This is a genomic window from Sphingomonas sp. STIS6.2 (assembly GCF_000732685.2).
Lineage (GTDB): Bacteria > Pseudomonadota > Alphaproteobacteria > Sphingomonadales > Sphingomonadaceae > Sphingomonas > Sphingomonas aerolata.
Genome location: NZ_JPDP02000079.1, coordinates 1 through 13,382 on the forward strand (window position 1 = coordinate 1; position 13,382 = coordinate 13,382).

Annotated in this window: 14 protein-coding genes; 6 read left to right on the forward strand and 8 right to left on the reverse strand. The window is 67.0% G+C overall.

Going from position 1 to position 13,382, the window contains the following annotated elements; all coding sequences use genetic code 11:
* On the forward strand, window positions 1-560 hold a 560-nt coding region (locus sphst_RS11890; RefSeq protein ID WP_107045574.1), incomplete at its 5' end, for an MBL fold metallo-hydrolase.
* A gap of 187 nt (window positions 561-747) precedes the next feature.
* Here sphst_RS11890 and sphst_RS11895 read toward each other — a convergent pair.
* On the reverse strand, window positions 748-2,367 hold the full coding sequence (locus sphst_RS11895; protein ID WP_107045578.1) for a M28 family metallopeptidase: 1,620 nt from the start codon (window positions 2,365-2,367) through the stop codon (window positions 748-750).
* Between the two features lie 38 nt (window positions 2,368-2,405).
* Window positions 2,406-2,849, reverse strand: a complete 444-nt coding sequence (locus sphst_RS11900) for an MAPEG family protein (protein ID WP_031395323.1) — start codon at window positions 2,847-2,849, stop codon at window positions 2,406-2,408.
* Between the two features lie 207 nt (window positions 2,850-3,056).
* On the opposite strand from sphst_RS11900, the gene rpmF reads away from it, so the two are divergent.
* The 5 genes from rpmF to sphst_RS11925 all read left to right on the forward strand — a co-directional run bounded on the left by rpmF (window position 3,057) and on the right by sphst_RS11925 (window position 6,019).
* Window positions 3,057-3,236, forward strand: a complete 180-nt coding sequence (gene rpmF / locus sphst_RS11905) for a 50S ribosomal protein L32 (RefSeq protein WP_031438822.1) — start codon at window positions 3,057-3,059, stop codon at window positions 3,234-3,236.
* 27 nt (window positions 3,237-3,263) lie between these two features.
* Entirely contained in the window at window positions 3,264-4,292 is a 1,029-nt protein-coding gene (plsX, locus tag sphst_RS11910; protein ID WP_031395324.1) for a phosphate acyltransferase PlsX, read from the forward strand.
* Window positions 4,289-5,257 (forward strand): beta-ketoacyl-ACP synthase III, encoded by a 969-nt coding sequence (locus sphst_RS11915; RefSeq protein WP_031395325.1) that lies wholly within the window; start codon window positions 4,289-4,291, stop codon window positions 5,255-5,257. Before plsX ends, sphst_RS11915 begins: the two co-directional genes overlap by 4 nt.
* A gap of 94 nt (window positions 5,258-5,351) precedes the next feature.
* A complete protein-coding gene (locus sphst_RS11920; protein WP_031395326.1) occupies window positions 5,352-5,651 on the forward strand; it encodes an integration host factor subunit alpha in 300 nt (99 codons plus the stop codon).
* A gap of 8 nt (window positions 5,652-5,659) precedes the next feature.
* Entirely contained in the window at window positions 5,660-6,019 is a 360-nt protein-coding gene (locus sphst_RS11925; RefSeq protein ID WP_031395327.1) for a MerR family transcriptional regulator, read from the forward strand.
* 61 nt (window positions 6,020-6,080) lie between these two features.
* Here the strand turns inward: sphst_RS11925 and sphst_RS11930 are convergent, their stop codons facing one another.
* The 6 genes from sphst_RS11930 to rplT form a co-directional block, all read right to left on the reverse strand.
* A complete protein-coding gene (locus sphst_RS11930) occupies window positions 6,081-7,649 on the reverse strand; it encodes a peptide chain release factor 3 (RefSeq protein WP_031395328.1) in 1,569 nt (522 codons plus the stop codon).
* A gap of 314 nt (window positions 7,650-7,963) precedes the next feature.
* Complete coding sequence (locus tag sphst_RS11935; RefSeq protein ID WP_107045575.1) at window positions 7,964-8,848, reverse strand: aldose 1-epimerase family protein; 885 nt, start codon at window positions 8,846-8,848, stop codon at window positions 7,964-7,966.
* Window positions 8,849-9,006: 158 nt separating this feature from the next.
* Complete coding sequence (pheT, locus tag sphst_RS11940; RefSeq protein WP_107045576.1) at window positions 9,007-11,421, reverse strand: phenylalanine--tRNA ligase subunit beta; 2,415 nt, start codon at window positions 11,419-11,421, stop codon at window positions 9,007-9,009.
* Window positions 11,418-12,512 (reverse strand): phenylalanine--tRNA ligase subunit alpha, encoded by a 1,095-nt coding sequence (gene pheS, locus sphst_RS11945; RefSeq protein ID WP_031395286.1) that lies wholly within the window; start codon window positions 12,510-12,512, stop codon window positions 11,418-11,420. Before pheS ends, pheT begins: the two co-directional genes overlap by 4 nt.
* Window positions 12,513-12,534: 22 nt before the next feature.
* Window positions 12,535-12,876 (reverse strand): GIY-YIG nuclease family protein, encoded by a 342-nt coding sequence (locus tag sphst_RS11950; protein ID WP_031395287.1) that lies wholly within the window; start codon window positions 12,874-12,876, stop codon window positions 12,535-12,537.
* Window positions 12,877-13,135: 259 nt separating this feature from the next.
* Window positions 13,136-13,382, reverse strand: a 247-nt coding sequence (gene rplT, locus sphst_RS11955) for a 50S ribosomal protein L20 (protein ID WP_107045577.1), incomplete at its 5' end; no start/stop codon positions are given.

A 13,382-nucleotide genomic window follows, 5' to 3' on the forward strand; every position in this document is an offset into this window, starting at 1 on the left:
TCGATCCCGGCGGCGACCTGCCGCGAATCAAGGCGGCGATCGCGGAAGCGGGCGTGACCGTCGAGAAGATCCTGCTGACGCACGGGCATATCGACCATGCCGGCGAGGCGAAGGCGCTGGCCGACGATCTGGCGGTGCCGATCGAGGGGCCGCACGAGGCAGACCGCTTCTGGCTCCAGCGGCTCGACCAGGACGGGCCGAAATACGGGATCGCCGGCGTCAATTTCGAACCCGACCGGTGGCTGGTCGAGGGCGACCGGGTGTCGGTCGGCGATCTCGTCCTCGATGTCTACGAAACGCCGGGGCACACCGAAGGCCATGTGATCTTCCATCACGCGCCATCGAAATTCGCGCAGGTCGGCGACGTGCTGTTCCAGGGATCGGTCGGACGATCGGACATGCCCGGCGGCAATCACCGGGTGCTGCTGTCGTCGATCGTCGAAAAGCTGTGGCCGCTGGGCAGCGACACGAGCTTCATCCCGGGGCACGGCCCGGCGAGCACGTTCGCGCATGAGCGCGCGACCAACCTGTTCGTGAGCGATCGAGCGCTGGCGGCGTAGGTCCTGGTTCTCCCGCGGACGCGGGAGAACACCGGGAAGCAGATGTCCAACGCGCCAATCACCCCACCCCGGCGAAGGCCGGGGCCCAGTTGGGGGACCAAGATTGGCGGAGGTAGCGCGCCGTTACTGCAACCTTCCCAACTGGACCCCGGCCTTCGCCGGGGTGGTAGCGAATGTGGGTTGAGTCCTACTTCCGCTCCCCCGCGCTTTCAGCCCGAACCGACTTGAACTCCGATTCGTCGCGCCACTCCGGCCAGAGCCGGCTGTTCGCCAGCTTCGTGCCGATCGTCTGGAACAGACCGACATCCTGCGCCGCGCCGCGCAGATCCCAGTCCGCACTCCACGCGTCGCACGTCTGGTGATAGCATTTCATATAGCCGTCGAGCCACGCCTGCCCCGCCGGGCGACCACCGGTCACGAGGTCGGACGCGCCGCTGATCGCCATCAGCAACAGCGTCGGCACGCCGCGCCGCGCGACCGAGAAATGATCCGCGCGGTAGAACAGCCCCCGTTCGGGGAGGGCTTCGGGGGTCACTACCCGGCCCTGCGCCTTCGCGGCATCGCCCAGCATGTCCTCGAGGCTGTTCTGGCCCGCGCCGACCAGCAGGACGTCGCGCGCAGGCCCCGCCGTCTGGAGAATGTCGAGCGTCAGGTTGGCGACCGTCTTCGCCGCGGGATAGACCGGCCTCACCGCATAGGTTTCCGACCCGAGCAGCCCCCGCTCCTCCCCGCTCCACAATGCGAAGACGAGGCTGCGGTCGGTGCGCGGCGCGGCGGCAAAGCGGCGGGCGAGGCCAAGCACGCCCGCGACGCCGAGCGCGTCGTCATTGGCACCCGGGCGGATCGTGCGCCCCTGCGCATCGGGCGCGCCGACGCCATACGCATCCCAGTGCGCCCCGAACATCACCACTTCGTCGGGACGGGTCTTGCCGGGCAGCATCGCCAGCACGTTGCGGCTCTCCGCCGTGTCATGACGAACGGGAAGGTCGGTCGTGAACCGCTGCTTCAGCGCGACGGGGCGGAAATCGCTGCGCCGCGCGGCCTTGCGCAACGTGGCGAGGTCCTGACCGGAGGCGGCAAAGAGCCGGGTCGCGGCGGCCCCTTCGATCCACCCCTGCAGCAGCACGCGCGAGGCCGGATCCTCGCGCACGATGTCGTAATTCTCGCCCGCGGGTGCGGTGACCGTCGCCCAGCCATAGCCGGCACCCGGCGTGTCGTGGACGATCAGCGCCCCCACCGCGCCGCGCCGTGCGGCCTCCTCGAACTTGTAGGTCCAGCGTCCATAATAGGTCATGCGCCGATCGCCGAACCGGCCCTTCGCATCATCGCCCGCCACCGCCTCGAAATCGGGGTCGTTGACCAGGAAGACCGCGACCTTGCCCTTGAGGTCGAGACCCTTGAAGTCGTCCCAGCCGCGTTCAGGGGCGGTGACGCCGTAGCCAACAAAGACCATCGGCGCGTCGGCGATCGCGACGCGGTCGACCCCGCGCACCGTGCTGAGATAGACGTCGCGGCCCTGGACCAGTGGCGTTGCCCCGGCGCGCACGCTGCCCTGCCCCAGCCGCGTGTGGACCAGCGGCACCGCCTGCGTCCAGCTGCCGTCCGGCCCGCCCGGCGACAGCTTCATCGCCTTGAACTGCGCGATGAGCCAGTCGATCGTCCTGGTTTCGCCTGCGGTTCCCGGTGCCCGCCCCTCGAACGCGTCCGACGCCAGCGTCCTGACATCGGCGGACAGGCGCTCGGGCGAGATGGCGTCCCGCGCCGGGCCGTCCTTCGCGAGGCCGGGCGTCGCGACCGCGAGCAGCATCGGCGTGGCGAGGAGGGCGGCGACATTCCGGACGATGCTCATGCGCGACCCTCGATCGGTGCGGTCTGGAACGTCGTGACCGACGGCGTGGCACCGGCCTGATAGGCGATCGCGAGGGCCCAGCCCGCGAGCAGCGCCATCAGCGCCCAGGTCGCGAGCGCGCCACCGGCGCGCGGCAGGTTCGACGTCGTCTTGTCCATGCCGAAGGCGTGGGCGATTCGCGCGACGACGAAAACGACTCCGGCGATCCACAACCAGCGGGGCGATCCGCCACCCAGTTCGATCAGCGCGAACAGGATCAGGATGAAGGGCGCATATTCGACGAAGTTCGCCTGCGCGCGCATCCGCCCCTGCAGGACCGGATTGCCATTGTCGCCCAGCAGGACATTGTCCTTGAGGCGAGTCGGCACGATCCGGAAGGCCAGCCAGAGATTGAGGACCGCGGCCGCGGCGGCGATCGTCAGGGTTACGGGCAGGATCATGCAGCTTATTCCTCGATGTTTCCGGTGTGCGCGGGTCGTGCCACTGTGCCACCATGCTTGCAACGCAGGCGATTATCGCTATAGCGCCACGCTTCGCGATGCGTCAGGCCGTATGGTAGCTCACGCGGCCGACCTTAACAGTCGGTTGCCGACTCCTTCGTCCGGGCCTATCGGAGCCCCGACCTTTATAAAGAACAAGGTGCCGAAATGGCCGTCCCCAAGAGAAAAACCTCGCCCTCCAAGCGCGGCATGCGCCGTGGCCACGATTCGCTGACGATCGCGGCATTTCAGGAGTGCCCGAACTGTGGCGAACTCAAGCGCCCGCACAACCTCTGCACGTCTTGCGGCCACTATAACGGTCGCGAAATCCTTTCGGTCGAGGGCTGAGCCCTTACCTGAGCGAAGGACGTGAGCATGCCCGACAGCGCCTGGATCGCCGTCGATGCGATGGGTGGCGATGACGGGCTGGCGGTAATGCTGGCGGGTGTCGCGCGTGCGCGACGCCAGTTTGACGGCATGCATTTCCTGCTGGTCGGTGACGAAACCGCGATTCGCGACGGGCTGAAAGCCCATCCGAATCTCGAGCTCAACTCCGAGATCGTCCACGCCCCCGAGGTGGTTGGCTCGAGCGACAAGCCGAGCCAGGCGATTCGTCGCGCCAAGACGACATCGATGGGCATCGCCATCGATCTCGTCAAAAAGGGGCGTGCCGCAGCCGCGGTCTCGAGCGGCAACACCGGTGCGCTAATGGCGATGGCCAAGCTGTCGCTCAGGACCCTGCCGGGCATCGATCGCCCGGCGCTAGCCGCGCGCCTTCCGACGCTCGGCGACACCGACATGGTGATGCTCGACCTCGGTGCGAATACCGAGTGCGACGCGCGCAACCTCGTCCAGTTCGCGATCATGGGCGGCGCCTATGCACGGACCGCGCTCGACATCGCGCATCCGCGTGTCGCGCTGCTCAATATCGGCAGCGAGGACATGAAGGGCACCGACGAGATTCGCGAGGCCGCCGCCATGCTGCGCGCGACGCCCAAGCTCGACATGGACTTCACCGGCTTCATCGAAGGCGACCGGCTGTCGCGTGGCGATGTCGATGTCGTCGTATGCGACGGCTTTTCGGGCAATATCGCGCTCAAGACTGCCGAGGGCACCGCGCGATTCGTCGCCGACCTGCTCAAGCGCGCGTTCCGCAGCTCGGTCCGGTCGAAGCTCGGCTTCCTGATTTCGAAGCCCGCGACCGAATTGCTGCGCGATCATCTCGATCCCAATAATCACAACGGCGCGGTCTTTCTCGGGCTCAACGGCATCGTCGTCAAAAGCCATGGCGGCGCCAATGAGCGCGGCGTGGCGACGGCGATCGGCAATGCCGCCAAGATGGTGAGAAACGACCTCGTCCGCCGGATCAGCGACGATCTGGGCAACGTCAAGGAAGCCGCATGATCCGTTCGGTGATTACCGGCACCGGATCGGCCCTGCCGGTCCGCCGCGTCTCGAATGCGCAGCTGGCGGAACAGGTCGACACCAGCGACGAATGGATCGTCGAGCGCACCGGCATCCGGTTCCGCCATATCGCCGGCGAAGGCGAGACGACCGCGACTCTGGCCGCCGACGCCTGCCGCGCGGCTCTCGCTGCAGCAGGCGTCGACGCGCAGGATATTGACCTGATCGTGCTCGCCACCGCGACGCCCGACCAGACCTTCCCCGCCAGCGCCACCAAGGTGCAGGCGATGCTCGGCATCGACGACTGCGTCGCGTTCGACGTCGCCGCGGTCTGCTCGGGCTTTCTCTACGCGGTCCAGGTCGTCGACAGCATGATCCGCAGCGGCGTCGCCAAGCGCGCGCTGGTGATCGGCGCCGAGACGTTCAGCCGGATCCTCGACTGGGAGGATCGCACGACCTGCGTCCTGTTCGGCGACGGTGCGGGCGCGATCGTGCTCGAGGCGCAGGACACCGCCGATGCGGACGGTCGCGGGATCCTGACCACCAAGCTGCATGCCGACGGGCGACACAACCAGCTTCTCTATGTCGATGGCGGCGTCTCGACGACCGGGACGGTCGGCAAGCTCAGGATGAAGGGCCGCGAGGTGTTTCGTCACGCAGTGACCAACCTCGCCGCCGTCATGACCGAATCGCTGGCGATGGCGGGCCTGTCCGCGGACCAGGTCGACTGGGTCGTGCCACACCAGGCGAATGCCCGGATCCTCGACGCGACCGCGCGCAAGCTGGGCCTTGCCCCCGAGCGTGTCGTCGTCACCGTCGACCAGCATGCCAACACCTCCGCGGCGTCGGTACCGCTCGCGCTCGACGTGGCGGTCCGTGACGGACGGATCCAGCAGGGCCAGATCGTCGTGCTCGAGGCGATGGGTGGCGGCTTTACTTGGGGTGCGGCGGTCATCCGCTTCTAAACGCAACTGAAAGCCAGTTGCAATTTGTCCGATAAAGCTCTTCCGATGATCACGCTGCTTGTGTAGGTACCGCAATGGGTGTGGGAGTTTCGGAATGACAATGACGGGTACGCTGACACGAGCCGATCTAGCCGAATCGCTTCATCGCGAAATCGGACTTTCGCGATCGGATGCTTCAAAAGTCGTCGAACAGATCCTGACCGAGATGTGCGAAGCACTGACCAGCGGGCAGAATGTCAAGATTTCGGGCTTTGGTACGTTCGTCCTGCGCGACAAGGGCGAGCGCATCGGTCGCAACCCCAAGACGGGCGTCGAGGTGCCGATCGCACCGCGCCGCGTGCTGACGTTCCGCGCAAGCCAGATGATGCGCGAACGCATCGTCGGCGCAGGCTGAGGCACGCGATGCCGGACAGTTCCGGCAAGGCCAGTACCGCATTCCGGACCATCGGCGAACTGTCGAACGATACCGGCTTGCCACAGCATATCCTGCGCTATTGGGAAACGCGTTTCCCCCAGCTCCGACCGCTCCAGCGTGCCGGGAATCGGCGCTATTACCGCGTCGAGGACGTCGCGCTGGTGCGCCGGATCGACCAGCTGCTCAATCGCGACGGCTATACCGTGCGCGGCGTCCAGCAGCTGCTGGCCGCCGAAAAGGGCGCACCGCCCGCAGTCGCTCCCGAGATCGTTGCGCCCGCCGAGACGCCGATCACGGCACTGCGCGCGATCCGCGACATGCTCGCCGAGGCCCTGGCCGCGGATTGATCCGCATGCCTGCCGGTTCGTCATCCTCGCGCGGGCGGGGATGACGATCGATGGCGGTCCCTTACCGTTCGCGGGTCGCGGCGAAGCGGATCTTTGAATAGCGGTCGGCGATGTAGTTCACCTCCCACGCGCTTTTGGCGAGGAACACCGGGTTCCCGTCGCGATCCTTCGCCATTGCGCCGCGGTTGATCTCGGCGAAGGTCTTGAGCTCCTGCGGGTCTTCCGCCGATATCCAGCGTGCGGTCTCGTACGGCGCCGGCTCGAGCCCGGCCGCGACCTTGTACTCTGCGTCGAGGCGCGAGAGCAGCACCTCGAGCTGGAGCTGCCCGACGACGCCGATAATCCAGTTCGAGCCGATGTCGGGGTAGAAGACCTGCGTCACCCCCTCCTCGGCCATGTCGTCGAGCGCTTTCCGCAACTGCTTGGTCTTGGTGAAATCCTTCAGCACGACGCGGCGCAGGATTTCAGGGGCGAAGTTCGGCAGGCCGGTGAAGCGGATCGCGGCGCGTTCGCTCAGCGTATCGCCGACGCGCAGCGTGCCGTGGTTGGGGATGCCTATGATGTCGCCCGGAAACGCCTCGTCCGCCAGCTCGCGGTTCTGCGCGAAGAAGAGGATCGGCGAATGGACTGCGATCGGCTTGCCGTGACCTGTGGGGGTCAGCTTCATGCCGCGCTTGAACACGCCCGAGCACAGCCGCATGAACGCGATCCGGTCGCGGTGGTTGGGATCCATGTTTGCCTGCACCTTGAACACGAAGCCGGTGACTTCGCTTTCGTCGGGGGAGATGGGGGCGGGCTCGGCCGGCTGCGCGCGCGGTGGCGGGGCGTAGTCGGCGAGCGCTGCGATCAGCTCGGCGACACCGAAATCCTTGAGTGCCGAGCCGAAATAGACCGGCGTCAGATTGCCTGCGCGATAGGCGTCGGCGTCGAAACTCGAATAGCCGCCCTGCGCGAGTTCGGCTTCGTCGTTCAGGCGGATCATCGCTTCGGGGCTGAGGATCTTGGCCAACTCCGGGTCGTCGATGCCGGCGAACGGGATCGCCTTGCCCATGAATTCGCGGCTGTCGCCTTCGGGGCGGCTCAAAGTATTGGCGTAGAGGTCGTATACGCCCTCGAACTCGCCTCCCATGCCGACCGGCCAGCTCATCGGGCAGACGTCAAGCTGAAGCATCTCGGCCACCTCGTCGAGCAGCGAGAACGGGTCGCGCCCCTCGCGGTCGACCTTGTTGACGAAGGTGATGATCGGCACGTTGCGCAGGCGGCAGACCTCGAACAGCTTGCGCGTCTGCGGCTCGATGCCCTTGGCGGCGTCGATCACCATGACCGCCGAGTCGACCGCGGTCAGCGTGCGGTAGGTGTCTTCCGAGAAGTCCTCGTGGCCCGGCGTGTCGAGCAGGTTGAAAGTGATTCCCTGGCGTTCGAACGTCATCACCGACGACGTGACCGAGATGCCGCGCTGCTGCTCGATCTTCATCCAGTCGGAACGGGCGCGGCGGTTCTGGCCGCGCGCCTTCACCTCGCCGGCGAGATGGATCGCGCCGCCGAAATACAGGAGCTTTTCGGTCAGCGTGGTCTTGCCGGCGTCGGGATGCGAGATGATCGCGAAGGTGCGGCGGGGAAATTGGGTCATGGCGTGGGTCCGGGGAGCCGAGTCGGGGCTCGGAAGTTAAGGAAGTTCAGGCTACGTACCGCTCGGAATCCCCTCCCCGCGCGGGACGCGGCGGGAGCGGGAGGAGAAGGCTTGCAGCGATCATCGCGTGCTATTGGCAGATGCGGGGCGTGTAGGACAGAGGGGTCCTTGACCACACCGTCATCCTCCCCCGCAAGGGGGAGGTGGCAGGCGCAGCCTGACGGAGGGGGCGGGCAGGGAAACGCTCGTTCCGTATCCTCCCCCTCCGTCGCCTTCGGCGCCACCTCCCCCTGGCGGGGGAGGATCGTTTCGGGTCAGCGCGCGGGTGGGACCAGCGTGACGCGGAGTGCGATCCGCTTCACGTCCCCCGGCGCCACCTCGAACACACCGGGCTTGTCGCGGAACTCGCCGGTATAGCCCTCGGGGTCGGCGATGCCGTGCCAGGGCTCGACGCAGACATAGGCCGCGCCGGGCTTGGTCCAGAGGCCGAGCTTGGGCGTGTCGGGGAAATCGATCCGCAGCTGCGGGCCGTGCTCGGCGCCGTAGGTGACCGACTGGGAACGGACCGAATCCCACACGAGCGCATCCTTCGCGAACAGGTCGTCGCGTAAGTGCAGCGTGCGGCCCTCCAGCGGCGAGGGACGCTCGCCCTCGGCGATCGTGCCGTCGTCGGCGATCATGCGCAGCGTGTCGGGCTCGTCGGCCGCGAAGACGATGCGGTGGTCGGCACGATCCTGGCCGTAGGGCAAAGGCCAGGCGAACGCGGGGTGGAAGCCGAAGCTCGCCGGGAGCGGAACGTCGCCGGTATTCGCGATCTCTACGCCCACCAGCAGCGAAGAATCGATAATCCCGAATACCAACGTCAGGCTGAAAGCGAATGGATAGTGAGCGCGAGTATCGTCGTTGTCATCGAGAACGAACGCGACACGGTTCGCGTGCCGATCAACGACGTCGAAGCCCTGCCGCCGCGCGAAGCCGTGCTGCTTCATCGGGTATTGGGTGCCGTCGACGCGGATCGTGTCGCGGTAGGGGCGACCGACGACGGGGAAGAGGATCGGCGCGTGGCCGGTCCAATAGGCCGGGTCGGCGTTGGTCATCAGCTCGCGGCCCTCGGCGTCCTTGAGCGAGGTGAGTTCGGCGCCGAGCGGGTTGATCTGCGCGGTGAGGTGGTCGTTGGCGATCGTGATGAGGTCGGTCATGTCTGTACTCCGCTACGGTCGGCCATTTTGTACGCTACGCCGCACGTCATCCCCGCGGAGGCGGGGATCCAGAGCGGCAGCGCTTTCGATAGAATCGATTGGTCAGCCAGTATGGATCCCCGCCTTCGCGAGGATGACGAACAGGGTGTTGGGGCGCGTTACCCGCGCAGGCTCGCGCCCTGCTTCGCCGCCGCCGCGACGACCTTGTCCGCGACCGCCTTCAGCTCCTCGTCGGTGAAGCTCTTGGCGGTGGGTTGCAGGACGATCTCGACCGCGACCGACTTGTGGCCGTCCTCGACGCCCTGGCCGGTGAACACGTCGAAAACACGCGCCGAGACGATCGCGGCCTTGTCGGCGCCCTTGACCGCACGGACCAGCGCGTCGGTTGCAAGCGCCGCCGGCACGAGGAACGCGAAGTCGCGGCGGACCGCTTGCAACGCCGGCGGCGTGTAGGCCGGGCGGGCGAAGCCCGAAGCCCGCTTGGGCGGGATCGCGTCGAGATAGATCTCTACCGCGGCGACCGCGCCGTCGAGGTCGAACGCCTTCACGACCAGCGGATGCAGCATGCCGAAGCTTGTTAGCACCGTCTTCGGTCCGAGCCGAAGCGTGCCCGACTGGCCCGGATGCCAGGCATCGCCCGCCTCCCCCATGACCTGGAGATTGTCGACCGGTGCGCCGGCAGCAGCAAGCAGTGCCAGCGCTTCGGCCTTCGCATCATAGGCGTCGAAGCTCGCGGCCTTGCCGTCGCGCCAGCCGCGCGGGCGGCGGTCGCCCGCCAGCACCACGCCGAGCGTCGCGCGTTCGGCGTCGGCGAGATAGCGGCGACCGATCTCGAACAGGCGGACACTCTGCTGGCCGCGCTTGAGGTTGCGCCCCGTTGCGGCGAGCAGGCCGGGGAGCAGCGAGGGGCGCATGACCTTGAGGTCTTCGCTGATCGGGTTGGCCAGCGTCCACGCGCCGCCGCCGAACGGTACGGCTTCCGCCTCTGAGAGGAAGCTCCACGTCACCGCTTCGTCGAGCCCTCGGGCTGCGGCCGCGCGACGTGCCCTACGTTCGAGCTTCTGCTCGGGCGTGGCGGTCGGCTTGGCGACGCCCGGCAGGCGCGGCAGTGGGGTCGAGGGGATATTGTCGATGCCCTCGATCCGCACGACTTCCTCGACGAGGTCGGCGGGGCCGTCGACATCGCGGCGCCAGCTCGGGACCGTCACCGGCCATTTGCCCTCGATCGTCGAGAACAGCGCGTCGCTGAACGCATCCGCGCTCTTGATCGCACCGATCGTGAAGCCGAGCGACAGCAGCGTACGCGCCTGGCGTTCCGGCGCCACGTGCAGTCCGCCGAGGTCCGCGCTGAGGCGCGGGTCGTAATGGATCACGCGGGGCTCCGACGGTGCTTCGCCCGAGCGCGTGACCTCACTCGCGGTGCCGCCGCAGACGTGAAGCACGAGCGCGGTGGCGATCGCGAGGCCGTCGTCGAGGAACGCCGGATCGACGCCACGTTCGAAACGGCTGCGCGCGTCGGAGGTGAGCGTGAGCTTCTGGCCGGTGCGCGCGATATGGTCGGGATCGAAATAGGCGCATTCGATCAGCACGTCGGTGGTGTCTGCGGAGACGCCCGAATGCTCGCCGCCCATGATGCCGCCGATGTCGTGCACCGCCACGTCGTCGGCGATGACGGTCATGGTTTCGTCGAGCGTGTAGGTCTTGCCGTTGAGCGCGACGACCTGTTCGCCGTGCTTGGCCTTGCGCGCAACGAGGCCGCCGGAGAGTTTCGCGCGGTCGTAGACGTGCAGCGGGCGGCCGAGGTCGATCATCAGATAGTTGGTAATGTCGACGAGCGCGGAGATCGGCTTCTGGCCGATCGCGAGCAGACTGCGGCGCATCCAGTCGGGAGACTCGCCGTTGGTCACGCCGGTCACGGTCTGCGCGAAGAAGGCGGGGCAGCCCGCGGCGTCGTCGGTGCGGACCGATGGCCCTGCCCCGTCGGTGACGATCGGATCGAAGATCAGCGGTGTGAGCGTGCCCATGCCGGCTGCGGCGAGGTCTCGCGCAATGCCGCGCACGCCCATGCAGTCCTGGCGGTTGGGCGTGATCGCGACGTCGATGACGGGGTCGGTGAGCCCGGCATAATCGGGGTAGGGCGTGCCGATCGGCGCGTCCGCGGGCAGTTCGATGATGCCGTCATGATCCTCGCCGAGCTCCAGCTCGCGCGTCGAGCACATCATGCCGTTCGATTCGACGCCGCGGATGCTCGCGAGCTTCAGCGTGACGTCGAGACCGGGGACGTAGGCGCCGGGCGCCCCGAACACGCCGACCAGCCCCGCGCGTGCATTGGGCGCGCCGCAGACGACCTGGAGCGGGCCGTCACCGGCGTCGACCGACAGGATCTGGAGCTTGTCCGCCTGCGGATGGCGTTCGGCGCTGAGCACCTTGGCGATGCGGAACGCGGCGAGCTTCTCGCCCGGATTCTCGACGCCTTCGACTTCGAGGCCGATACGCGTGAGCGCGTCGACGATCTGGGCGAGCGTGGCGGTGGTGTCGAGGTGCTGCTTGAGCCAGCTGAGCGTGAACTTCATGCGCCGACTCCTGCCGACAGAGTGGGGACGTCGAGGCTCGAGAAACCATAATGTTTCAGCCAGCGGATATCGCCGTCGAAGAATGGGCGGAGGTCGTCCATTCCGTATTTGAGCATCGCGAGCCGATCGATCCCGCAGCCGAACGCAAAGCCCTGCCACTCGTCGGGATCGAGCCCGCAGGCCTCGATCACCTTGCGGTGGACCATGCCGCTACCCAGAATCTCGAGCCAGCCGTCTGGCTCGGCGCCGCCGACGACGCGCTTGCCCTTGACCAGCGTGTAGCCGACGTCGATCTCGACCGAGGGTTCGGTGAACGGGAAATAGCTCGGGCGCATCCGCAGCACGATATCGTCGCGCTCGAAGAACGCCTTCACGAAGGTTTCGAGCGTCCACTTCAGATGGCCGAGCGTGATGCCCTTGTCGATCACGAGGCCCTCGACCTGGTGGAACATCGGCGTGTGCGTCGCGTCCGAATCCGAGCGGTAGGTGCGGCCCGGCGCGATGATGCGGATTGGCGGCTTCTGGCTCAGCATCGTGCGGATCTGGACGGGCGAGGTGTGCGTGCGGAGCAGCGAGAAGGTCGTCTTCTCGTCGGCGGTGCCCGCGGCCTTCGCGTCGATCCCCTGCTGAAGATAGAAGGTGTCGTGCATCGCGCGCGCCGGATGCGTCTCGGGGATGTTGAGCGCGGAGAAGTTGTGCCAGTCGGTCTCGATCTCGGGCCCGGTCGCGACCGCAAAGCCGAGGTCGGCGAAGATCTCGGCGAGTTCGTCCATGACCTGGCTGACCGGGTGGATCGTGCCGGGCATGGGCGCGTCGGCGGGCAGCGTCATGTCGAGCGTTTCGCTGGCGAGCCGCGCGTCGAGCGCGGCGCGTTCGAGCGTCGCTTTCCGTTCGGCGATGCCGTTCGCGACCGCCTCGCGCAGCCCCTGGATCAGCGGGCCCTGTACGAGCCGCTCGTCGGGGGTCATCTTGCCGAGCGTCTTCAGCAGCGCGGTGATCGTGCCCTGCTTGCCGAGCGCCTCGACCCGGCATGCCTCCAGCGCGTCGAGGCCGGATGCCGCGGCGATCGCCGCCAACATGTGTTCGCGCATCTGGTTCAGGTCTTGCGTCACGTCATACTCCCAGGGCGGGTTCGGTCGGCAGATCGGGTAGGCGGGGCAGCCCCAGACCGATACCCAGATCGTCCCAATTTTCGTTGCGCGCTTCGATCAGCTCGATCTTCCACGCTCTTCGCCATTCCTTCAGCCGCTTCTCGCGAACGATCGCGGCCTCCATAGTGTCGAACATCTCGTAATAAGCGAGACGCCTGATGCCGTACCGGTGAGTGAAGCCGGGGATCAACCCCTCGCGGTGCTGAACCAGCCGCGCGAGCAGATTTGAGGTGACGCCGACGTAGAGCGTTCCGTGGCGGCGGGAGGCGAGGATGTAGACGCAGGGCTGGAAGGTTTCGCGCATTTCTTGCTCCCCCTTTGATCACCCTCCCCCGGATCTTTTATATCCGTCATCCCGGCGGACGCCGGGACCCATGGTTGCGAGCCGGGTGATGGTAGCACGCTTTCGCCGGGTCCGCCGTAACCATGGGTCCCGGCTTTCGCCGGGATGACGGGGGGGGATAAGGACCGCGGAGGTTGGACGTTCACTCCGCCCAAACGCAAAAAAAAGGCGCCGGTGGTTTCCCACCGGCGCCCTTTTCGAACCGCACCTCAGTCGCGGATTACGCGGCCTGGGGGAGTGCTGCCTTCGCCTGTGCGACGATCGCGCTGAAGGCTGCGCCCTCGTGCATCGCGATATCGGCCAGGACCTTCCGGTCAAGCTCGATACCCGCCAGCTTCACGCCGTGCATGAACTGCGAATAGGTCAGACCCTCGGCGCGGACGCCGGCGTTGATGCGCTGGATCCACAGGCCACGGAAGGTGCGCTTCTTAACCTTGCGGTCACGATATGCGTACTGTCCGGCCTTT

Excerpts from the sequence above, each read along its gene's own strand:
- sphst_RS11895 (WP_107045578.1), bottom strand. The coding sequence starts at position 2,367 with ATGCTGCTCGCGGTCGCGACGCCCGGCCTCGCGAAGGACGGCCCGGCG.
- sphst_RS11900 (WP_031395323.1), bottom strand. The coding sequence starts at position 2,849 with ATGATCCTGCCCGTAACCCTGACGATCGCCGCCGCGGCCGCGGTCCTC.
- rpmF (WP_031438822.1), top strand. The coding sequence starts at position 3,057 with ATGGCCGTCCCCAAGAGAAAAACCTCGCCCTCCAAGCGCGGCATGCGC.
- plsX (WP_031395324.1), top strand. The coding sequence starts at position 3,264 with ATGCCCGACAGCGCCTGGATCGCCGTCGATGCGATGGGTGGCGATGAC.
- sphst_RS11915 (WP_031395325.1), top strand. The coding sequence starts at position 4,289 with ATGATCCGTTCGGTGATTACCGGCACCGGATCGGCCCTGCCGGTCCGC.
- sphst_RS11920 (WP_031395326.1), top strand. The coding sequence starts at position 5,352 with ATGACAATGACGGGTACGCTGACACGAGCCGATCTAGCCGAATCGCTT.
- sphst_RS11925 (WP_031395327.1), top strand. The coding sequence starts at position 5,660 with ATGCCGGACAGTTCCGGCAAGGCCAGTACCGCATTCCGGACCATCGGC.
- sphst_RS11930 (WP_031395328.1), bottom strand. The coding sequence starts at position 7,649 with ATGACCCAATTTCCCCGCCGCACCTTCGCGATCATCTCGCATCCCGAC.
- sphst_RS11935 (WP_107045575.1), bottom strand. The coding sequence starts at position 8,848 with ATGACCGACCTCATCACGATCGCCAACGACCACCTCACCGCGCAGATC.
- pheT (WP_107045576.1), bottom strand. The coding sequence starts at position 11,421 with ATGAAGTTCACGCTCAGCTGGCTCAAGCAGCACCTCGACACCACCGCC.
- pheS (WP_031395286.1), bottom strand. The coding sequence starts at position 12,512 with ATGCGCGAACACATGTTGGCGGCGATCGCCGCGGCATCCGGCCTCGAC.
- sphst_RS11950 (WP_031395287.1), bottom strand. The coding sequence starts at position 12,876 with ATGCGCGAAACCTTCCAGCCCTGCGTCTACATCCTCGCCTCCCGCCGC.